Source organism: Rhodoglobus galactosidasius (assembly GCF_054957775.1).
In genome coordinates this window covers 96938-122814 of sequence record NZ_JBQIAV010000008.1, presented here as the reverse complement: position 1 = coordinate 122814, position 25877 = coordinate 96938, and the positions used below count along the sequence as shown (strand labels likewise).

The following is a 25877-nucleotide window of genomic DNA, read 5'->3' as shown; positions in this document are numbered from 1 at the left end:
GTAATACCGCTACTTTGGAAGAATGGTGAATCGGCGAGTAGTAGTGACAGGGGCAAGTTCGGGTATCGGCGAGGCGACCGCGAGGCGGTTCGCAAAGCACGGTTGGCAGGTGGTTGCTGTTGCGCGTCGTAAGGAACGGCTTGCGGCGCTCGCCGCAGACACCGGGGTCGATACGTTCGTTGCCGATGTGACCTCGCAGGCTGATGTCGATGCGCTCGCCGCCTACCTGCGTGAGCTCGGACCCATCCACGCCCTCGTTAACAATGCGGGCGGTGCGTTTGGGCTTGCCAGCGTCGAAGGCAGCGATGCGGATGACTGGAGCCGCATGTTTGAGGTCAACGTTGTCGGCACCAAGCGAGTAACCAGTGCGCTTCTGCCGCTGCTGCGCGAGGGAATCGTGGAGGGTGCCACTGCGAGCATCCTCATGGTCACCTCCATTGCTGCCCATGTCGCTTATGAAGGCGGCAGTGGGTACAACGCCGCCAAGTTTGCCCAGCACGCCCTCACCGCTGTGTTGCGGTTGGAGCTGGCCGGGGAGCCGATCCGCGTGATCGAGGTTGCTCCGGGAATGGTGAAGACGGAAGAGTTCGCGCTCGTGCGTTTCGGGGGAGACGCGGCCAAGGCTGACTCCGTCTACGACAACGTGCCCGACCCGCTCGTCGCCGACGACATTGCTGAGACGATTGTGCACGCCCTTGAGCTGCCGCCGTTCGTCAATATCGATCTTGTGACGGTGAAGCCTGTTGCTCAGGCAGCACCCCACAAGATGATCAGGGGCGAACTGAAGGTTCGCTAGCGGGATCCTCATCTGCGCCGACAGCCGGCACGAGTTCGTCGAGGTCATCAACGACATCGGCGAAGGCGAGCTTCGGCACGAGGAACAGCAGCACGGCGGCGATAAGCGCGCCGCCACCGCAGATCGCAAACACGGTCAGGTAGCCGAGCAGGCTTGAGGCCGTTTCTGTGACCGCGGTTGCCGCACCTGCCACGAGCACAATGGCAAAGATGGCGGATGCGAACGAACCACCAATTGTCTTGGTCGTATTCGTGAGGGCCGTTGCAATCCCAGTCTGGCCGCGCGGAGCAGCCGCCGCAGCTGCTGCGGGAAGCGCGCCGACAAGCGCGCCAGAGCCAAGCCCGGCAATGCTCATGTTGAGGAAGACGCTCAATACGGTGGCGTGGAACGGCAAGAACATCAGGTAGCCAGTCGCCACAAAGAAGGTCGCGACGATCAGTGCCACCCGGGGGCTCTTCCACTTCGACAGCACGGGGAACAGCAGCGCACCCACGATCATCGAGACCAGATAGGCGCCGATGATGTACGAAATCTCATCCGATTCCATGCCGAGGCCGTAGCCGTTGATGGGGTCGGTGCCGGCGAAGGTGGCAAGCGGCGCTTGGGCACCGAGGAGGCTGATGCCGACGAGTCCCGCAGTGAGTTGGATGGGCCACATGCTGGGGTCTCGCAGCATCCGAAGATCGATTGCGGGATCTCTATGGCGCAATTCGTGGCGGCCCCACGGGATAAACGTCGCGACACCCGCGAGCATCACCAGGTACACCCACCAAGCGCCTGGACCATTGATGCGCAAGAACGTGAGGCCCGAGGTGATGAGCAGGAGGCCCATCGTGAGGAGAACGAAGCCCCAGAAGTCGAGTGAACGACCCGGCAGTGGCTTTGACTCGGGAACGCCGAACAGGATCACGAAGAAGACGACCGTCACCGCGATTGCGGGGATCATCAGGGTCTGCTGCACGTTTTCGCCGAAAGCCTTGAAAATGCGGCCGCCACCGAGGGCACCCATGATCGCGCCAGCTTCGAGGGCAACGACAAGGAAGCCTGCGGCCCGACGCGTCTGTGATGCACCCATGCCGGTGACGCGTCCGCGGTCAAAGATCAGGGCGACTTCGAGGGGGAGCCACACCACGTAGAACCCCTGTAGGGCCCAAGCGATCAGAAAGCTCGTGAAGTCGCCCGTGAACGCCAACCACCAGGTCGCACCCGCCGTAAGAACTGTCGAAATCAGCAAGATGCGCTTGTGGCCGTGCATGTCGCCGAGCTTTGCCAGTATGGGCACCACTATTGCGCTCAACAGAAGTTGCGCGGCTTCAAACCAGTTGAAGTCAGCATCGCGGATGCCGAGGTGCTCAACCAGATCGGGGATCAGCGGGATGTAGTAACCCTGAATGATTCCGCTCACCAGTTCGACGAAGAACAGGTAGCCGATGAGGCCAAAAGTGATGGCCCCGGATTTTCCGCGCAGCAATGACATGAACGGATGCTACCGGTAGCCGGGGCGGAAGCTAGCGTAGTGACATGGATGTGAGCAGTGTCGACCCAGGGTGGTCTCGCGTTTTGCAGCCGATGGCCGCGGAGTTGGATGCTGTTGGCGAGTTTCTCGACGGCGAAATCGCGGCGGGGCGGCCGTGGCTTCCTGAGCCGACAGCAGTGCTGCGCGCCTTCCAGACGTCCTTCGACGACGTGCGGGTGCTGATCGTCGGCCAAGACCCATACCCAACTCCCGGGCACGCTGTCGGGCTCGCGTTCTCGGCAGACCGTTCGGTGCGACCGCTGCCCCGCAGCCTCGCCAACATCTACCGAGAACTGAACGCCGACCTCGGCATCCCGCCCGCCGCACACGGCGACCTCAGCGCCTGGCAACGCCAAGGCGTGCTGCTGCTCAACAGGGTGCTGACGGTGCAGGCGGGGGAGGCTGGCTCTCACCGCCGTCACGGCTGGGAAGAGGTGACCGCCCACGCGATTCGGGCGCTCGCGGCTCGGCCGCAACCACTTGTTGCCGTGCTGTGGGGCAAGGATGCGGCATCCATCGCCCCGCTACTCGGCGATACCCCCGTGATCGCGAGCCCGCACCCGAGTCCGCTGTCGGCTAGTCGGGGATTCTTCGGTTCGACGCCGTTTAGTCGAGTGAATGCTGCGCTTAAGGCGCAGGGGGCTGCGCCAATCGACTGGCGCGTTGACCCATAAAATGGTTGTCTCACTACTTCACACTTCGGGAGCAGCCCATGGCACACCACTTGAGAGACGCCACTGCGGCTGACGATGCGGCGCTCGCCGAAATCTATGGACACTTCGTAACTACGACCGTTGTCACGTTCGACATTGTGGAGGTGACAACAGAGACGATGGCGCTCAAGCGCACGACCGTTCAAGACTCGGGGCTGCCATTCATCGTCGCTGTCGACGAGAACGATCGGGCCCTGGGCTATGCGGCCATGTTCCCGTGGCGCCCCAAAGCGGCCTACAAGCTCACGGTTGAGAGCTCGATTTACCTGTCGCCGGCCGCAACCGGTCGAGGGCTCGGGGGAGCGCTCATGGAGGCGCTCATCCAGCGCGGTCGCGATGCGGGCATCCGCGAACTGATCGCCGTGATTTCGGATGACGGGGCCGATGCCTCCATCCACCTGCACCACAAACTGGGCTTCGAATCGATCGGGCACCTCACTCGCGTCGGCTTCAAATTCGATCGCTGGGTCGGTACATATCTCATGCAGAAGTCGCTCGCAGAGTAGCGATTCGCTGAGTGCCGCAGACTGGTTCGTCAGAGTTTTCGGCCTCGCGAGCCTCCAACCGCGCAAACACAGTGAACGAACGGATGCCCGGCCTCCGCGATAGAGAGCCGGGCATCCGGTTTCGGGCGCGTATTTGGTTGTGAGTGCGGAGGTTTCGCTGACTATGCCGCGTTTCTCGGCGTTGCCCCGCGCAGCAGGAAGAACCCAGCGACGGCGCTGACTGCTGTGATAACGAGACTCCAGCTCACCACTCCAACGATGCCGAGACTTGCCAGGTTCTCGCCCACAGCACCCCACGATTCAGTGAAGGTCGCGAGGGCGATGAGGGCTACGAAGAGCGCTCCGACAACGATGAAGAAGACTACAACTCCGCTGGCCTTCCAGCGCACCCAGACTGTCGCGATTGCTGCGCCAAAGAACAGGAAGAACAGGAACAGCACGAACTCCACGTAGACGCGTTCGAGCGCGGAGTCACCGAAATAGATCGGCGCGAACATCGTGCCGCCCATGCCCCAACCGTTGGTTGCTTTTTCAATCGCGGCCAGAACGGTGAGCCCCGTGGTGTAGATCACGGCGAGGATAACGAACGCGAGTGAACTGCCCAGGTAGTAGTCGCGGCGAGTGACCCCGTAGCCGAGCGCGAACGGGAACGTAATGCTGATTGTCTGAATCGCCACCACCATCATGTAGATGAAGATGAAGAGACTGGATCCGCCATATTCCATGCCGTCCAACACGTTGACGCGGGCGGCGGGGGATGCTGCCCAATAGATGAGCCCCCAGACCGTCAACGAGAGCACAAAAATGGTGCCGAGAATGATCCACGGCAGCCCGAGCGTTGTCCACGGGTTAGCAAAGTGCAGCCTGGCCACACTCGTGATGCGTTTCATAGGGCTTGCCGGATGGGTGAGAGCCGAAGTTGTGGATGTCATGCGCTGGCCTCGAATTCTGTGGTCTCGTTGTTGGTGAGTTGGATGATGAGCTGCTGCAGCGACACCGGTGACAGTTCCAGCCCGGCCGCTTTTGCATCGCGGCGCTCGCTCTCGCTGAGCCCGGCAACGGTTACCGAGCTGAGCCCGCCGATGCCATCGCGGTGCAACACCTTTCGGGTGCCGACAAAGGCAGCAACGGCGGTCTTCATGCCAACGACGTTCGTGGCGCGGTTGCGCAGAGTTTCGGCATCCTCGTTGATGAGCAGCTTGCCGTCATCGATCACGAGGACGTGTTCGAGCAGATTGCTGACCTCGTCGATGAGGTGGGTGGAGAGCACGACGGTGCGCGGGTGGTTGGCGTAGTCCTCAAGAAGGCGGTCATAAAAGATTTGGCGGGCTACGGCATCCAGCCCCAGGTAGGGCTCGTCGAAGAACGTGAGCGGTGCGCGCGAGGCGAGGCCCACGATGACGCCGATGGAGGAGAGCTGGCCGCGTGAAAGCTTTTTGATTCGACGGTCGAGGGGGAGTCGGAAGTCGGCGATCAGGCGATCGGCGAACTCCTGGTCCCAGTTCGCGAAGAACCAGGGTGCCGTCTTGAAGACATCTTTGGGGCGGAAATCTTCGGGGTAGCGCTGGCTTTCTTTGATGAAGCAAGTGTTCTGCAGCACCTTTGCGTTTTCTACCGGAGCCTGGCCGAAGAGGGCGATCGTGCCCTCGCTGGCAAATTCTTGGCCCGTAAGCAGCTGCATGAGAGTGGTCTTGCCTGCACCGTTGCGACCGAGGAGGCCGTAAATCTTGTTTTCGGCGACGGAGAAGCTCACGTCGTTGACGGCGACGACTTTGCCGAAGCGCTTCGTGAGGTTGTGTACCTCAATGGTTGACGTCATGAGTTCTTCGCCTCCTTGGCGATCATCTGGGCGAGTTGGGTCGAGTCAATGCCGAGCTTTTCTGCTTCGGCCAAGAGCGGACGCACGTATTCGCTGCTGAACTTGTCGCGCCGTGCATCTTTGAGTTGTTCTTGAGCGCCGGTGGCGACAAACATTCCGATACCTCGTTTCTTGTAAAGAATTCCTGCATCGACGAGCACGTTCACACCCTTGAGGGCGGTCGCGGGGTTGATGCGATAGAAGGCCGCGAACTCGTTGGTCGACGGCGCCTGGCTCTCTTCGGGCAGTGCGCCGGAGATGATGTCGTTCTCAATGTTCTCGGCGACCTGCGCGAAGATCGGGCGGGAGTCATCCATGTGTGCCTCCTTTCTGTGGGTTGTTGGCGTTGATTGCTGACTGCTGCTGGCGGGGTTGGTTGGTGGGTTAGTTGGTTGTGTAACTAACCAACCAGCATGGCAACGCTTTGTCAAGGCCTTTAGGCTGAACTCGTGTCAGAACTCCATCAGCTCACCGCTCTCGAACAACTGCACCTCCTGCGCGCCGGTGAGCTGAAGCCCAGCGAACTCGTGGCTCACTATCTCGACCGCATCGAGCGGCTGAACCCTGAGCTCGGTGCTTTCACCGTCGTGACCCCGGATGCCGCCCGCGAGCGCGCAACGGAACTCGAGACGCTGGGCAGTCGGGCATCCACTCTCTGGGGCCTGGCCTCGGGCGAGAAAGACTTGTGGGCCCGCGCCGGAGTGCGCACCGCCTATGGATCGCGCGCCTTCGCCGACTTCGTGCCCGAAGTCTCCGACGAAATCGTCGAGGTGCTGGATGCCGCCGGCGCCATCAGCCTCGGCAAGACCGCCACGCCCGAGTTCGGATTGCCTGCCTACACAGAGCCTCTCTCGGATGCCGCGGCGCGCAATCCGTGGAACACGACGCTGGGGGCTGGCGGCAGCAGCGGGGGAGCAGCAGTAGCCGTTTCGGCGGGCCTCTTGCCCTTCGCGCCCGGCTCGGACGGTGGTGGCTCGATTCGCATCCCCGCAGCAGCCACCGGTCTCGTTGGCCTCAAGCCTTCGCGCGGTCGCGTGCCCTCGGGTAGCGGTTTCGGCAGTCTCGGGCAGCTCCCCGTCACCGGCCCCCTCGCGCGCACCGTCGCGGATGCCGCCCTCCTGCTTGACGGAATCGCTGGCCCCTCACCGTTCTCGGTGGGCCCACCCACGTGGGACGGCGGCGCCTTCCTCAACGCGGCCATCCGCGGCGAAGGCACCTTCACCATCGGCGTCATGACAACCTCACCATGGGACGACACCTACGACATCACCGTCTCGCCCGAAGCTCAGGATGCCCTCGACCTCGCCCGCACCGCGCTCGATCAACTTGGCCACGGCAGCGAAAACTTGCGGCTCGAACCCTCCCCCGAATACGCCGAAGCATTCACCGTGCTGTGGCAGGCGGGGGCCGCCGGAATCCCGCTCGACGGCGAACAACTCGACCTCGTGGAAGCCCTCACGAAATGGCTCGTCGAAAGCGGACGCCGAATGAGCGCGCGCGACGTGGGCGTCGCTATCGCAACGCTGTCTCGGTTCGAGCGCAGCGTCATCCGCCAGTTCTCTTCCTATGACGCCGTGCTCACCCCGGCCATGGCGATGACGCCGCGCCCGCTCGGCTGGTTCCACGCCGAGGATGCCTTCGAGAACTTCGCCAAGCAAGTGCAATACACCCCGTGGACGAGTTTCGTAAACGTTTCGGGCCTACCCGCGATCAGCCTTCCCGTGCACGAAACCGCCGAAGGACTACCAATGGGGGTGCAGCTGATCGGGCGGCCAGGGCGTGAAGACGTGCTGCTGGCAATTGGCGCGCAACTTGAGCGACGCTTGCAGTGGAGCTCGCGGCATCCGGCAGCATTTCGGGCGTAGGACGGCTGGCAGCGTTTCCGCCGAGTGAAGCAAGAGAATTCGGTGCTTGGACTACGCCCAGAGAGGCACTCAATTTAGGTAAGGCATGCCTATACTGGAGTCAATGTATCCCGAACTCTTCACCCCGCAGATCGCCTGGAATCCCCAGTCGGCTGACCGCGTGCTGCTCGCGGGAGACGAGACTTCGATCGACACGATATCTCTGATACTCTCGAGCCTCCCAGCCCGTTCACGCGGCCAAGTGTTCATTGAGGTCGACAGCGCAGACCAGATTCAGCAGCTTGCGGCTCCCGGCCGTTTCGGTGTCTGCTGGTTGCTGCGAGAACGCGGCCAAAGCGTCACGCGTTCCGTAGATGCGTGGTTGAGCGAAATGCTCCCCGTCAGCGCCTTCGGTGAAAGTACCGTTTACGCCTGGGTTGCCCATCAGGGCCCCGCGCGACTGCTCAGCTCCAACTAGTTTTTCGGTGAGCGTGCTGTGCGCGGTGTGCGCTGTGTGCGCGCCTACCGGCCCCCAACGTACCCGCCCAACTCAAGCCCCGCTTCGATCTCGAAGCGATTGGCCAGCGGGTCTTGCCCGGCGAGCAAATATAGCGGAATGAACCACAACCCGTAGCGTCGCCACTGTGCACGATGCACAGCCTCATGTTCGAGCACAGAGTCACTCGCATTGTCGCCCGTCAGAAAGACAGCGCCAATCGTCGTGCCGCCGCGGCCAAACGCCCACTTAGGCAGTGGCGACGCGACTAACACGCCTCCACGTGAGCGCACCCGGCCCCCGCTCAGCAGCCCACCCCACAGCAGGCCGGATGCCGTAGCGAACCAATAACCGGGTCGCGTCAGTGCCGGGTGCAGCAATACGCGCTGTGCCCGCGGATTATGCTCAGCGTTGGCGAGCGCGCGCCCCAACCGTGCGCCTCTCGAAGTATTCACGTCGTCTCAACGTTCATGTTGTGGGCCTGCTCACCGTCTCTTAATCGCTCGGCTGCTGCCGGCCATTGCTGCCACCTGCCGCTGGTGTGGCTAGGGCCGCCCGATAGCTTCAAGCAGTCGCAGCCACACTTCGCTGATCGTGGGGTACGAGGGAACAGCGTGCCAGAGTCGCGCAATCGGAACTTCGCCAACAATGGCAATCGTTGCTGAGTGAAGCAATTCGGCAACATCCTGCCCCACAAAGGTCGCGCCAACAATGACCTGACGTTCGCGGTCAACAACGAGTCGTGCCTGACCTTCATAGTTGTCGGCCTGCAGACTCGCGCCGGCGACCCAGCCGATGTTGTAGTCAACAACCTGAACATCGATGCCCTGCTTCTCGGCATCCTCAGACATAATGCCCACCGACGCAACTTCGGGGTCGCTAAAGGTAACTTGCGGAACAGCGCCGTGGTCTGCGGTGGCAACATGCGCGCCCCACGGGGCGTCATCCACTGGTGCGCCCTTCGCGCGGGCGACAATCACGTCACCGGCAGCGCGCGCCTGATACTTGCCCTGGTGGGTAAGCAGTGCGCGGTGGTTGACGTCGCCAACGGCGTAGAGCCAGTCGGTGTCGTACACCAGCATTGTGTCGTCGACCGAGAGCCAGTCTCCAGCGGTCAGCCCAACGCTCTCAAGACCAATGTCGTTGGTGCGAGCGGTGCGACCTGTCGCTACCAAAATTTCGGATGCCGCAAAACTCTCCGTCTCCGTATCGATGTCGACCCCGTGGGCGGTGCGCTTGATGCGCGTAGGGGAGGCCTTGACGATGGTGACGCCGCGCTCTCGGAGCGCTTTCGCAACCATGTCGCCGGCAAAGTCCTCTTGACCGTTGAGCAATCCACTGCGGGCGAAGAGGATCACTTCGGCACCGAGGTCGCGATAAGCGGTCGCCATTTCGACGCCAACCACTCCGCCACCGATGATCGCGAGCGATTCGGGAACGTCCTTGACGGAGGTTGCTTCACGAGGGGTCCACGGTTCGGCTTCGAGGAGCCCGGAAATGTTGGGGAGTTTCGGGTCTGAGCCAGTGGCAACCACAACAGCATGGTTGGCGGTCAGCGTTGTCACGTCGCCGTTTTCAGCGGTGACCGTGATGCGTTTCGCGCCGTCGAGGCGACCGTGCCCACGGATGAGGTCGATGCCGGCTTTCTCAACCCAGCGAACCTGACCAGCGTCATCCCAGTTGCTAGTGAAACTGTTACGCCGGGCCAATAGTGCGGCAACATCAATACCGCCAGTGACGGCCTGTGCTGCGCCGCCGACGCGTTCGGCTGCCCGCAGTGCGAGCCCGCTGCGGATAAGCGCCTTCGAGGGCATACACGCCCAATAGGAGCACTCGCCGCCAACGAGCTCGCTCTCAACCAGAACGACGCTCAGTCCGCCTTGCACTGCCCGGTCTGCAGCGTTCTCGCCCACAGCGCCAGCGCCGATAACGATGACATCCCACGTATTGTCAGCCACGGTTCCCCTACTTTCCGATGAAGGATGCGGTCGTGCGAGTCATGAATGCTTGCATTCCGATTCGGGAATCTTCACTCTGCGCGAGCGCGACGAGCTCCGGCTGCAGAGCAACCTCTGCTGCGGCGTCGCCATCGCGAACCGCAATGTTGGCATTCTTGAGTGCGGCTTGCACGGCGAGTGGCGCTTGGGCGGCTACGCGCTGGGCGAGCTCAAGTCCCCGGGCATACTGTTCGCCATGCGGCACCACCTCTTGGACGAGTCCGATGCGGTGAGCCTCGGCGGCATCGAAGCTATCGCCGGTGAGGATCCACCGCATCGCGTTCGACCAGCCCACTTGACGCGGGAACCGAATTGTTGCTCCCCCGAAGGGCAAGATGCCGCGAGACACTTCTACCTGGCCGAAGACACTCGAATCGGCGGCGATAGCGATATCGCTGGCCAAGATGAGCTCAATTCCGAGAGTAAGACAGGTTCCCTGAACCGCGATCACGACCGGCTTGGAGAGTTTTTTGCCCGAGACTTGCCAAGGGTTGATTCCGCCCTCGGGCACCATATCGAGCCCATCGGCGCCGATTCGCGGCCCGATGTCGGCCAGGTCAAGGCCGCCAGTGAAGTGGTCACCGTGCGCGAAAACGAAACCGGCGCGTAGCTCGGGGTCACGCTCAAGTTCGCCGTAGGCAAGAGCAAGCTGCTCAAGAAGTTCGAGGTCGGCGGCGTTGCGTTTGTCGACCCGATTGAGACCGATGAGTAGAACGTGACCGTCGCGCTCGAGAGTAACTTTTGCGGCACTGGGGCTGGAATCAGTCATGTTCCCAGACTACGACGCGGGCGCGGCGGTGTCGCTGGATGCTGAACGATCTGTGCCCTAGCGTGCAGAAGTAATTGCGCCGATCAACCGCAAAATGGTCGGCAGATCATCCGCTGCCTGGCTGACGGATGCCGGAGCAAACTCGGTGATTCCGGCGCCAGCGAGTGGATACTTTGCTACCACCGCACGGATTGTCTCCGCGAGAAGTGCGGGCGAGATCCCGAACGGCACTGGCGAACCCAACCCTGCGAAGTCGGCAGGGTCGAGCACATCGAGGTCGATGTGCAGATACACGGAGTCCGCGCCTGTCGCGGCGATCGCTTCGAGAATTGCCTCAGGGGAGAACTCAATAGCGCCGATCAAACGGATGCCGGCATCCTGAATGTACGCATCTTCCTCAGGGTCGGCCGAGCGCACACCTGCCAGAATCACGTGATCTGCGCTGAGTGGATGCCCGGGCACGAGTGCTGCGGGCCCGTCACCGAGAAGCGTCCGCAACACCATCCCGGTGAACGCGCCAGACGGGCTTGATTCTGGAGTGTGCAGGTCGGGGTGCGCGTCAATCCACACCACGGCTGGCACGCTGGCGCTGACATGCTCAATGGCGGCCAGCTCAACGCCGCAATCGCCGCCAATCGTCACATAGGTTGCGGGGTCAGCGGCATAAATCTGAAGAGCTCGTTCCCTCACGAGAAGCAGCGAACTCAGACGATGAACGCCCGTGCCCTGGTGGTCGCCCGCTTCGAGAGGTACGTCTACGGTGCGAGTCGATGCGAAGGGAAGATCGCCCCGAATCGACTCGGCACCGTCCACGAGTTGCATTGCTCGAGAAGACCCCGAACCTTGCCACTGTGGAACGACAACATAGTTGATCGTCATTCGTTAGATTTCGCGCGCGAACTACTCGCCAGCCGTAACGGCCTTCGTACCGCCCGACTTGAGAGCCGCCAAACGTGCCTCAACTTCACCCTGCTTGCCCACGTCTTCGAGGCCTTCAAACTGAGCGTCGAGGCTGGATGCCGCCAACTCTTGCTGCCCAAGCACCTTGGCCTCTTCGCGCCGAATTTTGTCTTCGAAGCGACCGAGGTCACTCGTGGGGTCGAGCAGGTCGATCGACTTGAGAGCATCGTGGACTTGCGACTGAGCTTCGACAGTCTTCGAGCGAGCAACGAGTTCGTCGCGCTTAGAGGTCAGCTCACCGAGCTTTGCGCGCATGCCGTCGAGGCCGCTCTTGAGCTGGTCGACAACCTGAGTCTGTGAGGCAATTGTGGGTGCGGCGGCGCGGGCTTCGTTCTCGGAGGAGACTTGACGACCGATCGCGATCTTCGCGAGGTTATCGAACTTGTCGGCGTCGGTAGAGTTGCCGCCGGCACGCAGTTCGTCAGCTTTGTTGCTAGCGGCCAGGGCTTTGCGGCCCCAGTCTGCTGCCGCATTCCTGTCTTCCGTGTGATCCTGCTCCATGAGCCGGAGGTTGCCGATGGTCTGAGCAACGGCGCTCTCCGCATCGGCAATGGAGTTTGTGTAGTCACGCACTAGTTGGTCGAGCATCAACTGAGGGTCCTCGGCCTGGTCGAGAATCGAGTTGATATTCGCCTTGAGTAGTTGTGAGATACGTCCAAGGATTGACTGCTTTGCCATGCGATATGCCTTTCGTGAGTTTTATGAGCAAACCGTACTTAGAATCTACCGCCGCGACTGCGGCCGCCACCGCTGCGACCAGAACTTCCTCCAGAACGACGGCTGCCGCCTGAGCGATAACCGCCGGATCGAGGACCGCTCGCCCCAGAGCCGCCGCCCCATGAGCCGCCGCCCCATGATGGGCCCTGGCCTGATCGCGACGATCGTGAACCCAAGCTGCCGCCGATAAGGCCGCCGATGAGTCCACCGAGGAGGTCGCCGCCCGAGCTGCCTCTGCCAGCTCCGCCGAACCCGCCGAGACCACCGAGCCCGCCCATGCCCGAGCCCGAACCGCCTCCGGTCGTGAACTGTGAGACATCGCGCTGTGCGAGTTCGTAGGCGGTCGCGGCCAGCTGGTCGGCCTGTCGTGCGTGAGTCAGAGCAGTAACCGGATCGGATGTTTGCAGCGCCAGCGCCTGCTTCACCTGACGGTCTGCTTCGCTGATTCTCGTTCGCGCCTCGGAACCGACACCGCCGCGACGAGTCGTAATGAACTGTGCGGTAGTGGTGATCCTTGACTGTGCTCCAGCAAGCGCAGCACTCAACTGTGTAGCCGCCTGCGCGACCGCAGCTTGCTGATCGCGCACCCCGACAAAGACCGTCTCGAGGGCAGCATTCGCGTCGCCAAGAATGCTCAAACTTGCAACTGGATCGCTCGAGTTTGCCTGCGCCGATGCGAGAGCCGATTGAGCGGCTGCGATGTGTGGCTGCAACGCTGCAGACGTGTCATCGCGGGGCAGCGCGCGTGCGGCGGCAATATCGCCGGTGGTGTCAGTGATTGCGGCTGCAAGCTCGCCCTCTGCTGACTGTAGCTCTGTTGTCAGTGAATCCACCGCGTCCATCAGCTGGATCGCCTGGCCGAGTTGGGCCTGCGCGGTGCGCACGTCAACGGCCGCTTCACCGGGCTGCTGGGCCTCGATCGCGGCGCTCGCGGTCGTTGACGATTCAACGGCAGCCGAGAGCAGGGCGCGCGCGCGTTCAACATTCTCGGCGACCGAATCGAGTGCAGATGGTGCGTAACGCGCGGTCAATGCAGTCAGGGCGCTTTCTGCCGCGCGGAGTTGATTGCTGGCCGTCGCGATCAGTGCAGACGTCTCGGCCAGCACTGCTGGTGCATTAGTTTCGAGCTGCCGCAGTTGGTCAAAGGCCTCAGCCTGAGCATCCAGCAACTCGTCGGCATGTTCGCACAGCTCGATGATCTCGATCGTCATCGCACGCCTCTGCTCCGCAGTTTCTGGCTCGCTGTCGTCGAGCTTCTGTCGGATGCGAAACGCTTGCGCAACCGTGGTGTTGGCCTCCGCTAGTGACGCCTCAAAGTCTGCCGTCGCAGCCGAGCCAAACTGTGCGACCGCGAAACCGAGTTCCTGTTCGCTCGTCTTGAGGGCATCATCCAACTCGACAAGAGCGCTACCGGCACGACGATCAAGTTCCTCCTGCGAGACACTCTCGACAGGACTCTCGCCTCCTCCAGCGCGACCACGGCGCCGCATCCGGTAAATCGCATACACACCAACGCCGATCACTGCCGCGCCTCCGACAATCGGCAAGACAGAGATACCCCCGCTCGATGATGAGGGAGAGTCGGGTGATGCCTCGCCTGCGAGCGAGTTCGCGCCCGCGATAGCGGCTTGACCCCAGTTGTCGTTGCGCAGTTCCGTCTCGATGGCGCTTTCGGCGGCATCCAATTGGGCGTCTGTTATTGGCGCATCTGCGGCGACGGACAGGGCGTACTGGCGCTGCGAAACCGCAACCGCGAGCAGAAGATCGTCATCGCCGAGCCCATTGGCGTCTGCCGTGGCATTCGCCCAGTCGATAGGCATGTTGGGGTTCGTGAACTCGTCGACGTACACGACAAAGAGTTGGATGCCGGCCCGCTCATACAGCGAATCGAGCGCCGTAACAATGCCGGCATCGTCGCCGTCGAGCACCCCAGCAGAATCAATGACATAGGCGCCATCGAGGCTTACGGGATCGTCGGCAAGCGCCGGGCCCGCGGTCATAAGTGCGAGTCCCGCAGCGAGCGCTAATACGGTGGCCAGTCGAGCCTTCACGGGTGCTCCTTCGTCGACGAAAGTGACAGGAGGAGTCTAGCGAAGCGAGATGAGATTACTGCAGCACTATGGTCGACGGTGAGCTGCGCACTTCGGCAGCCTCGCCATCTTCGGGGTCCGTTGGCACAAAGGCTAGAGAGGTGCTGATCGTGTAGATTCCGGGGTCGATCATGCCGCCGGTATCAATCGTCGTACAGTCATAGATGGCGATGGAAATGGCAAATTCAATGCTCTGACCTGGCTGCAAATTCACAGGGATGACCGACAAGATCTGTGCGTCAGGGCTGTGCGAAATGGATACCGACTCACGGATCAGGTTCACGTCGGGTACCGATGCTGTGGTTCCCGTCACAGCGTCATCCGAGGTATTCGTGAGGCGAACCGTGCCGAAGGCGCTGCCGGATGCCGTCAGCGGGCTGGAAAGGTCAAGCTCAAGAGCGAGGCCATAGGGTGACGCTGCGGTGGTCGGGATGATCGCGCCGCACGTCTCGGCGATTGCGTCATTCTCGGGCGCGAGAAAAGACTCAGCCGAGTCTGCACCGCCCTCGCTATCCATGCGAGTGCTGGAATCCTCTGCCACACTGCTGCCTGCTGTGAGCTCACCGGTGCGAGGAAACGTGTTGATGCCCGCAAAAAGAAGAGAGGCTGCCGCAAGCGCACCCACGACACCAACCGCCAACTGGCGCGGACGGCGCCGGGCTTTGCTGCGTGAAACTACCGCAGCAGTGTCAATCTCAATTGCTGGTTGTTCACCAGAAAACAGGTGCGCGCGCAGTTCGTTTTCATCAACCATGGTTGCTCCCTAGGTCGTGTGTTTCGGCGCGATCGAGGCTCACAGCCATTCGGGCGAGAGCGTCACTCAAATAGCGCTTCACCGCTCCTGAACTGATCTGAAGTGTCTCGGCAATGTCATCCACTGTGAGGTCTTCGTAGTAACGCAGCACTATGCAGGCTCGTTCGCGCGGTCGAAGCTTCATCAATTGAGACTGGAGGTCGAGCCGGGTCTCGGTGTCCACATCCGATGATGGCTGGCTATCGGGTTCAGCAGTGAGGTGCGCGATCTTGCGCCAGCGACTGATGCGCCGACCGCGATCGAGATAGGTGTTCAGGATCGCTCGGCGCACGTACGCTTCAGCGCTGGCGATCGAGAACCCATTGCGCAGTCGGCCGAAGGTTTTGACGAGAGCGTCATGCACGAGATCGGATGCGTCTTCCCGATTTCCCGAGATCAGGAACGCATAGCGCGTCAAGGCTTCGCCGCGCTCTTCGACGAGTTGCGTGACCACGTCTTCCCAGCGGGCAGGGGTGTTTTCGGTCTCAGCCACTGAGCCCCTCCTCGCCGTCATCTCTATTGTGGCCGAGGAATGGCCAACAGTTAGCGCAATTGTGGTCACACTAATAAAGACGAACGGCGAGACGGTTTCGTTGGTTAGCTCTGGAGGCGCGCTTTCAACTGCTCAAGCTGGCGGGTTACTGGGGCAGGAACGCGACCATTGAAGGTTGCGAAGAACTTTTCAGTGGATGCCGCTTCGGCGAGCCATGAGTCGGCATCGATCGCGAAAAGCTTTTCCATGGTGTCATCGCTGAGCTCGAGACCGTCGATGTTGAGGTCGCCGTCACGCGGAAGCAACCCGAGGGCACTTTCGCTAGCGGCAACCTTGCCGTCGACGCGCTCAAGAATCCATTCGAGCACGCGAGAGTTCTCGCCAAAACCTGGCCAGAGGAACGAGCCGTCTGGGCCCTTGCGAAACCAGTTCACCTGGAAGATGCGAGGGACGGTGCCCGATGTGCGCAGATTTTGACCCACTGAGAGCCAGTGAGCCCAGTGATCGGCCATGTTGTATCCACAGAAGGGCATCATGGCAAACGGGTCGCGTCGTAGTTCGCCAATGGTGCCTTCGGCGGCCGCCGTCCGCTCAGATGAGATAGTGGCGCCCAGGTAGACGCCATGCTCCCAATCTCGTGCCTCCACCACTAGCGGCACGTTGGTCGCGCGGCGACCGCCGAAGATTATGGCGTCAATGACGACGCCCTGTGGCGATTCCCAGTCATCTGCGATGGTGGGGCATTGTGCTGCTGCCACAGTAAAACGTGAGTTCGGGTGCGACGACGGGGTGCCAGATTCTGGCGTCCAGTCGTTTCCCTGCCAATCGATGAGGTGCTCAGGCGCCTCATCGGTCATGCCTTCCCACCACACATCGCCGTTGTCCTTCAGGGCGACGTTGGTGAAGACGGTGTTGCCCCAGATGGTTTCCATCGCGGTTTCGTTGGTGGCGTTTCCGGTGCCGGGTGCCACGCCAAAGAAACCAGCTTCGGGGTTGATGGCGCGCAGTCGGCCGTCAGCTCCCTTGCCGAGCCATGCGATGTCGTCGCCAATCGTTTCGGCTTTCCAGCCGGGAATGGTGGGCTTGATCATCGCAAGATTAGTTTTGCCACACGCACTCGGGAACGCCGCCGCAATGTGGAAGACACGACCCCGAGGGTTGGTGAGCTTGAGCAGAAGCATGTGCTCGGCGAGCCACCCTTCGTCACGCGCAATCACCGAAGCGATGCGCAGTGCGAAAGATTTCTTGGCGAGAATTGCGTTGCCGCCGTAGGCGGAACCAAATGACCAGATTTCGCGGGTTTCGGGAAAGTGGCTGATGTATTTGGTCTGGTTGCAGGGCCACGGCACATCGGTGTCGTTGGCGGCGAGTGGTGCTCCGACACTGTGGATAGCGCGCACCCATTCGGTGGAGGCATCAATCGATTCGAGAACAGCGGTTCCCATTCGCGTCATGATGCCCATGCTCATGACGACGTAGGGGGAGTCGGTGACCTGCACGCCGATCTTGGCGAGGGGAGAACCGAGAGGCCCCATGGAGAACGGCACCACGAACATCCGACGACCGCGCATGCTGCCAGCGAAGAGATCGTCGAGAGTGTCGCGCATTTCTGCGGGAGGCGCCCAGTTATTGGAGGGGCCGGCGTCTTCTTCTTTCGCCGAGCAAATGAAGGTGCGTGATTCGACACGTGCGACATCGCTGGGGTCACTGCGTGCGAGGAAGCTGTGGGGGCGGTACTCGTCGTTGAGCCGCGTGAGCGTTCCGGCTTCGATCATCTCGTCAGCGAATCGGTCGGCTTCTTCGGGGCTGCCGGTGCACCAGACGATTTCCTCTGGCTGCGTGAGGGTGGCGATCTCTTCCACCCAGGCAATGACACGGGGGTCGGTTCCGTTGGGTGCGGAGAAGTGTGTCTTTGTCATCTCGGCGATGCTCATTTCTACCTTCCGCTGAAGTGTGTAGTGGTGAAAAACTGTTCTTATTCGATGGTCGCCTACTTTTCTGTGCATTACTGAGGATTCGACTGAAAAGAATCTGTGTTCTTTAGTTATAGTGAACCTGTGAATGATCTTGTGACTTTAGGGCAACGCATCCGACATTTCCGTACCACTGCGGGGTTCACCCTCGACCAACTCGGGGACCGCGTGGGGGTCGCGGGCAGTCAGCTATCCCTGATGGAGAACGGGCGACGCGAACCACGGTTGACCTTGCTCTCGGCAATTGCGTCGGCCACGGACATCCAATTGGCTGATCTGCTTGATGAGGCACCGCCCACGAAACGTGCGGCGTTAGAAATTGAGCTGGATCGGGTGCAGCGCAGCACCATTTACGCGTCGTTGGGGTTGCCCAAGATTCGCCCGTCGAAGGGTATTCCTGATGAAACGCTTGAGGCAATCGTCGGGTTGCACCATGAATTATCGACTCGTTCGCGCAAAGCCATTGCGACTCCCGAGGAGGCACGGCGAGCCAATACTGAGCTGCGCCAGCAGATGCGCACCGTTGACAACTACCTGCCAGATCTTGAGGCAGAAGCCGAAAAACTGACTCTTGCTGGCAACCACACGACGGGGGCGCTCACCCACCGCGCTGTCAGTCTGATGGCCGAATCGTTGGGCTTCGAACTCGTGCACGTGCACGATCTGCCGCATTCTGCGCGTTCGGTTACCGACCTCAAGCACGGTCGCATCTACCTGCCGCCAGCATCCATTCCTGGCGGTCACGGCCTGCGATCGATGGCTCTTCAAGCGATGGCGCACCGCGTGCTTGGGCACACCGAGCCCACTAGCTACGCCGAGTTCTTGCATCAGCGACTTGAGATCAACTACTTTGCGGCGGCCGTCCTGATGCCGTTGACGCAGTCGGTCGAGTTCTTGAGCGACGCCAAAGCGCAGCGCAACATCGCAGTCGAAGATTTTCGGGATGCCTTTGGCGTCACTCACGAGGCCGCGGCGTTGCGTTTCACCAATCTCGCGACCTCACACCTCGATCTGGAGACACATTTCTTGCGGGTGGGTGATGACGGCGCCGTCTACAAGGCGTACGAGAACGACGGATTGCGCTTGCCGGTGGATGTCACTGGCTCGGCTGAGGGTCAGTTTGTGTGCCGCAATTGGAGCGCTCGAACCGCGTTCACGCGCACTAACCGCACCACGGAGTTTTACCAGTACACCGACACTCCCGATGGCAGCTTCTTCGAATCCACCCAAACGGGAACTACGGATGCCGAAGAGTTCTCCATCACCATCGGGGTGCCGTTCTCGCACTCCAAGTGGTTCCGCGGCCGCGCGACAGACAACCGTCGGGCATCTACGTGCCCGGATGAGACCTGTTGCCGTAAGCCGGAAGATGATTTGCGTGATCGGTGGGCGGGCAACGCGTGGTCGAGCGCGAAGCTGCACGCGCACATCCTGTCGCCGTTGCCATCAGGAACGTTCCCTGGCGTTGATGATCGTGAGCTCTACGAGTTCTTGGAGTCGCACTCGAGCGACGCGCGCTAGGGGCTCAACCGGCGCCTTCGCATTAGCCGGCGGGCGAAGTATGAGTGCGAATTAATGCATGGATGGCGGATGCCACGGCGCGAGGCGCGGTGCGTTGGACAAGGTGCCCGTGGCCTGGGACGGCCACCAGCATCGCTGTGCGGGCCTCACGGCGCAATCGCCGGCACCAGCCCAACCCCACGATGCGGTCATGGTCGCCTCTCAAGATTAGGAGTGGCGCTTGGAGGTCACCAACGCGATCCTCGATCCGGTACGCGAGCATGCGCCGCATCTGGCTCAGGAACCACGATGGACCGCAACGGAGGTAGTCGGAGAAGACCAGCAGGTTGCCGCTTAACGGTTCGCCGAGTGAGTCGGCGCCGAGTGCGATTGCTTGGGCAACTATCGAGCGGTGCTCGTCGTCGACAACGGGGCCGACGACGACAACGTGCGTCGCCAGCTGTGGCCGTTGTGTGGCGAGTTCGACGACCCACTGCGTTCCCATGGAATGTCCGATTAAGACAGCCCGCTCAATTCCGAGCAGGTCCAACACCTGCCCGAGGGCTCTGGCCATCTCGGGAATCCCCACAGATTCAGGTGGTTTTGGTAGACCGCCGAAGCCTGGCAAGTCGATTGAATAGACCTTGCCGGTCTGTGACAGCACGTTGTGAAGCCGCGCGAGGTACCGGTGCGACATGCCGATCCCGGGGATCAGGACGAACGGCGTGCGTCCGTCGGCGTCCGTACCCGAAGATGAGAGCGCGCGGAATGACAACGTTCCGATGCGGAACGACCGTTGTTCGTGGATCACGCTAGCTTTCCGACGAAACGAGCGACCCGATCGGCGGCAAGGGTGGTTGGCGTCATGGACACAGAATAATGGGAGTCAGCCTCATAATGGGAGTCAGCCTCAGGGGTGTGGGGTAGCTTCGAATCCTCTCCCACCGACTCGTCTAGGAAGCAACTGATTGCATGGCAAAGAAGACCCTCACGACCGCTCCTCTTATCGAGGCTCTGCTTCTGCAGAACCTCGAGGACGGCGATGCGAAGTCGTTGCGGGCACACGAAAGCTACAGCGGAGAGCGGTTTACGGCATCCGAAGTGGGCAAGCACGATCTCTCGGGCGCATCCTTCTCGGAGTGTGAGTTTGTCGAGTTGGAAGCCAACGAAACCAACTTTCGGGCGGCGACTTTTGTAGAGACTCGCTTCGGACGCCTCACTGCGCCGATATTCATCGCGCCGCGCTCAAATCTTCGTGACGTCAGCATTGAAGGATCTCGACTGGGGTCAGCCGAGTTTTACGAGTCGACCTGGAAATCTGTTCGCTTCAGCCATTGCCGTATTGGCACCTCAACCTGCGTGGGACACACCTGCAGGACGTTCTCTTCGATGACTGCCTGATCGACGAGCTCGATCTTGGTACCGCAACCGCCAACCGCGTCTCGTTCACGAACACCCAGGTCAACAACCTCGACCTCACGCCCTCCGTGCTCACAAACGTCGATCTTCGCTCGCTCGAGCTGAGGCATCTCACTGGCGTGGAGCACCTCAAGGGCGCGACCATCAACTGGCCGAGCTAGCCCCTCTCCTGGCCAATCACCTTGGGATCGTGCTCGACGAGTAGAGGCGCGGTAGTGGTCAGAGGGCGGTTGGCTGGCGGCTCAGCATCCACCACTTGTTGTGCAGCACACCCCGGTTTCGGGCAACAAGAGGTTGACGCGCTCGGCGCTGGCAATGTCACCAGCGATGGCGGCCACTACCGATCGAACCTGTTCATACCCGGTGGCGAGCAGGAAGGTCGGCGCGCGGCCGTAGCTCTTCATGCCGACGATGTAGACGTTCTTCTCTGGATGCTCGAGCACGCTCGCTCCATGGGATGAGACGGTTCCGCAACTGTGTACATTCGGGTCGATCATCGGGGCCAGGGCTACGGGAGCTTCGAGCACGGGGTCGAGGCTGAGGTGCAGTTCGCGCAGGATGCTGAGGTCGGGGCGGAACCCGGTGGCGGCGGCTAGGGCATCCACTGTGACGGATTGGTTGCCGTCGGGGTTGCGACTGGTCACGAGGAGTCGCCCGTCGTCCTGTGGCGCCAAGTTCGTGATCGTGAAGTCGGTCAGCAGGGTGATTTTTCCGGCATCGACGGCTGCTTTGAGTCGGGTGCCGAGAGGGCCGCGCGGCCGGGGAGTTCGTCGGCGCTGCCGCCGCCGTAGAGGCTTCGAGGGGAGCGGGCCGGCGAGCCAGTCGCTTGCTGGCGGCTTCGCCTTGCGCGGGGAGCCCTGATGCGCCTACCGGGTTGTTGTGCCCCCAAGTTCCCGATGCGTCGATGATGGCTGACGCCAAGATGTCCTCGATGCCGGTCGGGAGAGCATCGGCGTCGGAGGAGTGCCAGCCGGTGCGGTCGAGAAGTTCGTGACTAACAGGGTCGATGCTGAATTTCCAGGAGGAGAAGAAGGGCACATGGCCCCAGTCGCTGATGGCTGCCCCGGCATGGTCACCCTGTTCAAGCACGATCGCGCCTATGCCGCGTTTGACGAGGTTCGCGGCGGCAGCGAGCCCGATGGGGCCAGCCCCGATGACGACAACGGGCAACGTGACGGAGGGTGATTGTGCGGCGACCATTTCTCTCCTCGAAATCGTGTTCAGTGTTCGCTAACAATAATAGTATTTACTGTTGATAACAGAGTGTTTGTGCAAGAATGTCCTTATGAGTGAACGCGTCGATCTTCTGATGATTCAGAAGCCAATCTGGTCGGCTAGTGCTGAGCGGGCACAAACCCTCGCACCGCTGCTGCGCGCGTTGGGGGACCCGAACCGGCTGCAGCTTGTACTGCTGCTCACGGAGCGCGCCCACACCGTTCGCGAGTTGACGGACGCCACCGGCCTCAGTCAAACGTTGGTGAGTCACCACCTCGCCCCACTGCGCGACAACGGCCTCGTCACAGTTACGCCACGAGGCCGTTCCAACGTTTACGAACTGTGCTGTGAAGCCTTCGCGGAGCCCGTCAAGATGCTCGCGTCCGTGGCCACGAGCACGGATGCTGGGGCAGAGGCCTGCTGCGTTGTTTCTTAGCTGATCACGCCGCAGTCGCTTCCCGCGCTTTTCGCGGAAAGAAGACAGCGAGCATCACGATGAAGATCACCGGCATGAATGATGCGGTGGTTGCCTGAGCGAGCGTTGGACGACACCGCCGCGTCCTAAATAACAGTGCCCCCGGAGGGAATCGAACCCCCGACCTACGGTACCGGAAACCGGCGCTCTATCCCCTGAGCTACGAAGGCAAGGAGGCTAGCTTAGCAAGCAATCGCCCCAACAATTAGCACGTTGTTCTGATGCCCACCTCAGCTTCTCGTGACATTATCGAACCATGCTGCGTACCGTTTCATCCCACCAAGAACTTGACCTTCGCGGTCGCACCCAAATGGTGTTCAGCATTGCCGTGTCTGCACACTGGCCGACGGCATCCGAGTCCATTGATTTTGTGTTGGATGGCGTACCCCAGCAGCCGACAGAATTGGTCGATGCGCGCGGTAGTCGCCTGCACTCGCTGATTGCGGGGCCTGGGCGTCTAGTGGTGGACTACGCCGCCACCGTAGAGGCATCCCCCGAGCCCGCGCCGCTCAACGAGCTCGATCGAGTCGAGTACTTGCGCCCCAGCAGGTATTGCGAGTCTGACGTGCTCACCGCTACTGCTCGCTCGCTGTTCCCGACCCAGACCGGCCACGAGTTGGTGCAGGCAGTGCGCGATTGGGTGTCGCAGAATCTCCGCTACACCCCGGGTGTTTCTGTTGCGACTGATGGCGCGGCGCACTCGCTGTTAGCGCGACGGGGTGTGTGTCGCGACTATGCGCACCTGACGATTGCGATGTTGCGGGCGAAAGATGTGCCGGCCCGCTACGCCTCGGTGTATGCGCCAGGGCTCAGCCCGATGGACTTTCATGCGGTCGCCGAAGCTTACGTAGACGGCGCGTGGTGGATCGTTGACTCCACGGGGCTTGCTCCACGCCAGTCACTCGTGCGCATTGCGACAGGTCGGGATGCGGCAGACGTCGCGTTCCTCACTAATCACTGGGCCGACCTCTTCCTGCAGAATCTTGTGATCACCGCAACGGCCGATGTGTTGCCGAACGACGATCATCGTTCGCCAGTCCAGCTTCCCTAGTCGCCACGCCCCTAAGAAGCTTGCATCGGAGCCACTCGGCACTCAGAAAAGCGCCGCTTGACGGGAGGCGACGCTTAACTGCATTCTGCTGATTCGTAGCTGTGACAATCAGACGGATGTACCTCGCGCGAGCGTGAGCACGTCTTCGGTAGTCAGCGGCTGTCCGGCGATTCCCCAGTCACCGCTGCTCACCTCTTCGACGACACACCAGGTGACGGAGCGCATGTTTTCGCCCTCGATTCCCACCATGGTGTCGGTCAGCTTTGTGATGAATTGGCGGTTGGTGGAACGCTTTCAACGCTAGATTCCGGGCACACAGAGCGCATCCGTGATATCGGCAGTTTGTGCTCCAATGTGTTGGCTCCGGATGTCGGGCACTATGTAGTCTGCGCCGGTTACGGTCAGGCGCCGAGGGCGTCGTGTTCCAGCTCGGGCAGTCCCGCAGCGGCGGAGACGCGTGAACTTCTGAGCAGCGGCACCGCTGCGGCAAGCACGAGGACTAATGCCACCCCAGCACCGATGATGAACCCAAGTCGGGGTTCTAGCGAGTCCACAGCGAACCCTACGACCACCGCGGCAACTGCTGCACCAGCGTTGACCGCGGTGTTGATCCAGCTAGATGCCTCGGTGCGCACCTCAACAGCGGTGAGCTCGTCGGCGAGCAAGTAGCCGGTCACGAGCGAAGGTGCCAGGAAGAAACCGACGAAGGCGAGCCCGAATCCAAGGACAACGGCGAATTCGATGACTGCCAGAAGTGCGCACAGGGCGGTCATGGCTGTGACCGAGATGAGTAGTCGCTTCGCAAGCGAGCTCCTCCACGTCCGCTGGCCATAGAGCAAGCCTCCGATTGCGCTTCCGGCTGCGAACGCCGCAAGGAGGATGCCGGCCAAGCTCACCGAGCCCTGACTGTCACCGACTGCGGGTGCGGCGACCTCCACTGTTCCGAGTACTACTCCCACTCCGAGCAACGCGATCAGAATTGCGACGAATCCACTCTGTCGTAGCGGACGTGAAGCCTTACTGAGGAAAGGTGTTGCGACGCCGTGCCGTCGGGAAAGCGCACTACTTGTCATGCCGACGGTTCCGGCGAGCGCCACAGCGGCGGTCGCGAGCAACCCGACCGGCGGCGATGCCGCGCCGACGATGGCGGCTGCGATCAGTGGACCCGTCGTGAAGAGCAGTTCTTCACAGACCGCGTCGACGCTGTACGCTTTCGTCCGCAATGCTCCCGGCGGTGTGAGTGATCCCCACAGCACACGCATCGAGGCTCCAAGTGGTGGCGGAAACAAGCCAACAATGGCCGCGAGCCCGATGACCAATCCTGCCGAGGGGTCGGGCCGAGCAGTCAATGCAGCAATCCCGCTGAGCCCCGCGGCGAATCCGATCGCTAGCGAGTTGAGCGCGAACCGCTGGCCGTACCGGTCGACGAATCGTGCGCGGTAGGGGGAGGCGATTACGTTCGCGAGCCCGAATGCCCCGGCAGCCGAGCCGGCCACTGCAAACGACTCTGTGCTCTGTTGCACCGCGAAAAGCAGTACGAGGGTCACCATCGCGAACGAGAGACGTCCAATGAGCGCGGGGGCAAAAACCCTGAGAGCACCGGGCGTGCGCAATACCTCGAGGTAGCCGCGATTCACACGCGTGGGGCTGTGTCAGGTTTCGCGACTTCGAAGAAGGCGAGAGTCGCACTGATCCGGATGCCGTCGGGCGTGCCAGCGGGCAGCGCCTCATCGTGGATAATTCTTCCTACCTCGCGGGAGAGTTCGAGGACGCGTGCCCAGACCTCGGGGGAAACCGTGACTTCCGCCTCGGTGAAAGTGAATTTGGATCCCGAAACGTAGCGCGTACTGCGGGCGATCAGCTCTGAGGCAAGCGAGCTCATCAGCGACTGATGTTCATCGATGCTGCCCGAGCCGAGCGTTTCACCGCTCGCAGAGTCGTGTCGGTAGCGCTTGGCAGTCCCGCCGCGAATATTCGCTTCCTCGACGAGCTGAACTAGCCCGGCCTGGGCCAAACGGCGAAGGTGGTAACTCACGTTCGCCTGACTCTCGCCCAAGACGCGTGCCGCCTCGGTCGCACTGAGTGCCTCTGCCGTCAGAAGCGAAAGCAAGCGCAGGCGCAACGGGTGTGCGACGACCCGCAGGCCATCGAGATTTGAGGAGTTGGTGGGATCAAGCATCCTCAAAGATATGCCGAAGAGTGCTCAACCGCAAAATTGTTCTTTTGCGGTTGACGATTCCAGACTCTTAACATCCTTTCTTTCGAGTCGGGCACTCCGCATCTGCGTCTCAGAGGCCTCGGCAATGATGAATGAGGTGACGACGCGACGATAGATCGGGTCGGCTCGGCCCCATCCAACCTTGATCATCTGGTGTTCAAGTTCCATTTCGGACGCGCGTCTTCGCCCGACTTTCGCGCCATGATGCCGCGCCCATACGCCCCCGTGAGAATGAGGTGTGAGACGCGTTCGGGACGCCGTTGTCGGTGGGCTCGCGATCTGAGAGACCATTCCCGCGGGCGTGATAACGGATGTAGCTGAAGCGCTGGCCGAGCGTCTCAAGCCAGTGGCTCCAGACAGGGCTAGTTCAGTCAGGTTCTAGGTGCGTGAGCCAAGTACCCACTCGCACTAGCGGAGGTGCTCGTGCGCTTTTTGAGGCTTGTCGCATACGGCAGCGATGGTAAAGTCATCCACGTAT

The 25877-nt window shown here is 61.5% G+C and carries 28 protein-coding genes, 1 tRNA gene and 1 pseudogene; 10 read left to right on the top strand and 20 right to left on the bottom strand.

The annotated features are described in order from the left end of the window. Window positions 1–22: 22 nt before the first annotated feature. Complete coding sequence (locus ACTJJW_RS11570) at window positions 23–796, top strand: SDR family oxidoreductase (RefSeq protein ID WP_462644809.1); 774 nt, start codon at window positions 23–25, stop codon at window positions 794–796. Here ACTJJW_RS11570 and ACTJJW_RS11565 read toward each other — a convergent pair. Continuing rightward, entirely contained in the window at window positions 771–2273 is a 1503-nt protein-coding gene (locus ACTJJW_RS11565) for an MFS transporter (protein WP_462644807.1), read from the bottom strand. The genes ACTJJW_RS11570 and ACTJJW_RS11565 overlap by 26 nt on opposite strands. A 44-nt stretch (window positions 2274–2317) precedes the next feature. Between ACTJJW_RS11565 and ACTJJW_RS11560 the strand changes: the two genes are divergently transcribed. Together ACTJJW_RS11560 and ACTJJW_RS11555 are read left to right on the top strand one after the other, a co-directional pair. Next, window positions 2318–2986 (top strand): uracil-DNA glycosylase, encoded by a 669-nt coding sequence (locus ACTJJW_RS11560; protein ID WP_462644805.1) that lies wholly within the window; start codon window positions 2318–2320, stop codon window positions 2984–2986. 38 nt (window positions 2987–3024) lie between these two features. After that, window positions 3025–3531: an N-acetyltransferase family protein gene (locus ACTJJW_RS11555; RefSeq protein ID WP_462644803.1), complete on the top strand. Its 507-nt coding sequence runs from the start codon at window positions 3025–3027 to the stop codon at window positions 3529–3531. Window positions 3532–3692: 161 nt separating this feature from the next. On the opposite strand, the gene ACTJJW_RS11550 is transcribed toward ACTJJW_RS11555, so the two are convergent. The 3 genes from ACTJJW_RS11550 to ACTJJW_RS11540 are packed head-to-tail and all read right to left on the bottom strand — an operon-like array spanning window position 3693 to window position 5706. After that, window positions 3693–4463: an ABC transporter permease gene (locus tag ACTJJW_RS11550; RefSeq protein WP_462644801.1), complete on the bottom strand. Its 771-nt coding sequence runs from the start codon at window positions 4461–4463 to the stop codon at window positions 3693–3695. After that, the gene (locus tag ACTJJW_RS11545; protein WP_462644799.1) at window positions 4460–5350 is read right to left on the bottom strand and encodes an ABC transporter ATP-binding protein; all 891 of its coding nucleotides are present in this window, start codon (window positions 5348–5350) and stop codon (window positions 4460–4462) included. The genes ACTJJW_RS11550 and ACTJJW_RS11545 overlap by 4 nt, the downstream gene beginning before the upstream one ends. Beyond that, window positions 5347–5706, bottom strand: a complete 360-nt coding sequence (locus ACTJJW_RS11540) for a GntR family transcriptional regulator (RefSeq protein ID WP_462644797.1) — start codon at window positions 5704–5706, stop codon at window positions 5347–5349. The genes ACTJJW_RS11545 and ACTJJW_RS11540 overlap by 4 nt, the downstream gene beginning before the upstream one ends. 132 nt (window positions 5707–5838) lie before the next feature. Here ACTJJW_RS11540 and ACTJJW_RS11535 point away from each other — a divergent pair, with 132 nt between their 5' ends. Further along, window positions 5839–7254 (top strand): amidase, encoded by a 1416-nt coding sequence (locus ACTJJW_RS11535; RefSeq protein WP_462644795.1) that lies wholly within the window; start codon window positions 5839–5841, stop codon window positions 7252–7254. 85 nt (window positions 7255–7339) lie between these two features. Next, a complete protein-coding gene (locus tag ACTJJW_RS11530) occupies window positions 7340–7711 on the top strand; it encodes a siderophore-interacting protein (RefSeq protein ID WP_462644793.1) in 372 nt (123 codons plus the stop codon). A 44-nt stretch (window positions 7712–7755) separates the two neighbouring features. On the opposite strand, the gene ACTJJW_RS11525 is transcribed toward ACTJJW_RS11530, so the two are convergent. The 9 genes from ACTJJW_RS11525 to ACTJJW_RS11485 all read right to left on the bottom strand — a co-directional run bounded on the left by ACTJJW_RS11525 (window position 7756) and on the right by ACTJJW_RS11485 (window position 17467). Beyond that, a complete protein-coding gene (locus ACTJJW_RS11525; protein WP_462644865.1) occupies window positions 7756–8160 on the bottom strand; it encodes a hypothetical protein in 405 nt (134 codons plus the stop codon). A 114-nt stretch (window positions 8161–8274) separates the two neighbouring features. Continuing rightward, window positions 8275–9687, bottom strand: a complete 1413-nt coding sequence (locus ACTJJW_RS11520) for a dihydrolipoyl dehydrogenase family protein (RefSeq protein ID WP_462644791.1) — start codon at window positions 9685–9687, stop codon at window positions 8275–8277. Window positions 9688–9694: 7 nt separating this feature from the next. Next, the gene (locus ACTJJW_RS11515) at window positions 9695–10495 is read right to left on the bottom strand and encodes a crotonase/enoyl-CoA hydratase family protein (RefSeq protein WP_462644789.1); all 801 of its coding nucleotides are present in this window, start codon (window positions 10493–10495) and stop codon (window positions 9695–9697) included. A gap of 57 nt (window positions 10496–10552) precedes the next feature. Continuing rightward, window positions 10553–11374 carry an arginase family protein gene (locus ACTJJW_RS11510; RefSeq protein WP_462644787.1) on the bottom strand — a complete coding sequence of 274 codons (822 nt, stop codon included), beginning with the start codon at window positions 11372–11374 and terminating at the stop codon, window positions 10553–10555. Between the two features lie 21 nt (window positions 11375–11395). Continuing rightward, the gene (locus tag ACTJJW_RS11505; RefSeq protein ID WP_462644785.1) at window positions 11396–12133 is read right to left on the bottom strand and encodes a PspA/IM30 family protein; all 738 of its coding nucleotides are present in this window, start codon (window positions 12131–12133) and stop codon (window positions 11396–11398) included. A 38-nt stretch (window positions 12134–12171) separates the two neighbouring features. Then, on the bottom strand, window positions 12172–14223 hold the full coding sequence (locus ACTJJW_RS11500) for a TPM domain-containing protein (RefSeq protein WP_462644783.1): 2052 nt from the start codon (window positions 14221–14223) through the stop codon (window positions 12172–12174). Window positions 14224–14278: 55 nt separating this feature from the next. Beyond that, window positions 14279–15016, bottom strand: coding sequence for a hypothetical protein (locus ACTJJW_RS11495; protein WP_462644781.1), 738 nt, complete (start codon window positions 15014–15016; stop codon window positions 14279–14281). After that, window positions 15009–15548, bottom strand: a complete 540-nt coding sequence (locus ACTJJW_RS11490; protein WP_462644779.1) for a sigma-70 family RNA polymerase sigma factor — start codon at window positions 15546–15548, stop codon at window positions 15009–15011. The genes ACTJJW_RS11495 and ACTJJW_RS11490 overlap by 8 nt, the downstream gene beginning before the upstream one ends. 104 nt (window positions 15549–15652) lie before the next feature. Further along, window positions 15653–17467: a phosphoenolpyruvate carboxykinase (GTP) gene (locus ACTJJW_RS11485; RefSeq protein ID WP_462644778.1), complete on the bottom strand. Its 1815-nt coding sequence runs from the start codon at window positions 17465–17467 to the stop codon at window positions 15653–15655. 138 nt (window positions 17468–17605) lie between these two features. Here ACTJJW_RS11485 and ACTJJW_RS11480 point away from each other — a divergent pair, with 138 nt between their 5' ends. Then, entirely contained in the window at window positions 17606–19042 is a 1437-nt protein-coding gene (locus tag ACTJJW_RS11480) for a helix-turn-helix domain-containing protein (protein WP_462644776.1), read from the top strand. Between the two features lie 22 nt (window positions 19043–19064). On the opposite strand, the gene ACTJJW_RS11475 is transcribed toward ACTJJW_RS11480, so the two are convergent. Continuing rightward, window positions 19065–19832 carry an alpha/beta fold hydrolase gene (locus ACTJJW_RS11475; protein ID WP_462644774.1) on the bottom strand — a complete coding sequence of 256 codons (768 nt, stop codon included), beginning with the start codon at window positions 19830–19832 and terminating at the stop codon, window positions 19065–19067. A 161-nt stretch (window positions 19833–19993) separates the two neighbouring features. Between ACTJJW_RS11475 and ACTJJW_RS11470 the strand changes: the two genes are divergently transcribed. Together ACTJJW_RS11470 and ACTJJW_RS11465 are read left to right on the top strand one after the other, a co-directional pair. Next, complete coding sequence (locus tag ACTJJW_RS11470; protein ID WP_462644772.1) at window positions 19994–20422, top strand: pentapeptide repeat-containing protein; 429 nt, start codon at window positions 19994–19996, stop codon at window positions 20420–20422. Continuing rightward, complete coding sequence (locus ACTJJW_RS11465) at window positions 20356–20601, top strand: pentapeptide repeat-containing protein (RefSeq protein WP_462644871.1); 246 nt, start codon at window positions 20356–20358, stop codon at window positions 20599–20601. The genes ACTJJW_RS11470 and ACTJJW_RS11465 overlap by 67 nt, the downstream gene beginning before the upstream one ends. Window positions 20602–20682: 81 nt before the next feature. Here ACTJJW_RS11465 and ACTJJW_RS11460 read toward each other — a convergent pair whose 3' ends face one another. Together ACTJJW_RS11460 and ACTJJW_RS11455 are read right to left on the bottom strand one after the other, a co-directional pair. After that, window positions 20683–21084 carry a hypothetical protein gene (locus ACTJJW_RS11460; RefSeq protein ID WP_462644869.1) on the bottom strand — a complete coding sequence of 134 codons (402 nt, stop codon included), beginning with the start codon at window positions 21082–21084 and terminating at the stop codon, window positions 20683–20685. Between the two features lie 454 nt (window positions 21085–21538). Then, window positions 21539–21640, bottom strand: a pseudogene (locus tag ACTJJW_RS11455) (hypothetical protein); the annotation flags it as partial. An 85-nt stretch (window positions 21641–21725) separates the two neighbouring features. Here ACTJJW_RS11455 and ACTJJW_RS11450 point away from each other — a divergent pair. Further along, window positions 21726–22091: an ArsR/SmtB family transcription factor gene (locus ACTJJW_RS11450; protein ID WP_462644770.1), complete on the top strand. Its 366-nt coding sequence runs from the start codon at window positions 21726–21728 to the stop codon at window positions 22089–22091. 136 nt (window positions 22092–22227) lie between these two features. Here ACTJJW_RS11450 and ACTJJW_RS11445 read toward each other — a convergent pair. Further along, a tRNA-Arg gene (locus tag ACTJJW_RS11445) sits at window positions 22228–22300 on the bottom strand. Between the two features lie 86 nt (window positions 22301–22386). Here ACTJJW_RS11445 and ACTJJW_RS11440 point away from each other — a divergent pair. Further along, entirely contained in the window at window positions 22387–23181 is a 795-nt protein-coding gene (locus ACTJJW_RS11440; protein WP_462644768.1) for a transglutaminase-like domain-containing protein, read from the top strand. 108 nt (window positions 23182–23289) lie between these two features. Here the strand turns inward: ACTJJW_RS11440 and ACTJJW_RS11435 are convergent, their stop codons facing one another. The 3 genes from ACTJJW_RS11435 to ACTJJW_RS11425 all read right to left on the bottom strand — a co-directional run bounded on the left by ACTJJW_RS11435 (window position 23290) and on the right by ACTJJW_RS11425 (window position 25360). Beyond that, a complete protein-coding gene (locus ACTJJW_RS11435) occupies window positions 23290–23430 on the bottom strand; it encodes a tautomerase family protein (protein ID WP_462644766.1) in 141 nt (46 codons plus the stop codon). Window positions 23431–23582: 152 nt separating this feature from the next. After that, window positions 23583–24818 carry an MFS transporter gene (locus ACTJJW_RS11430; RefSeq protein WP_462644765.1) on the bottom strand — a complete coding sequence of 412 codons (1236 nt, stop codon included), beginning with the start codon at window positions 24816–24818 and terminating at the stop codon, window positions 23583–23585. Then, on the bottom strand, window positions 24815–25360 hold the full coding sequence (locus ACTJJW_RS11425; RefSeq protein ID WP_462644763.1) for a helix-turn-helix domain-containing protein: 546 nt from the start codon (window positions 25358–25360) through the stop codon (window positions 24815–24817). The genes ACTJJW_RS11430 and ACTJJW_RS11425 overlap by 4 nt, the downstream gene beginning before the upstream one ends. Window positions 25361–25877: the final 517 nt, after the last annotated feature.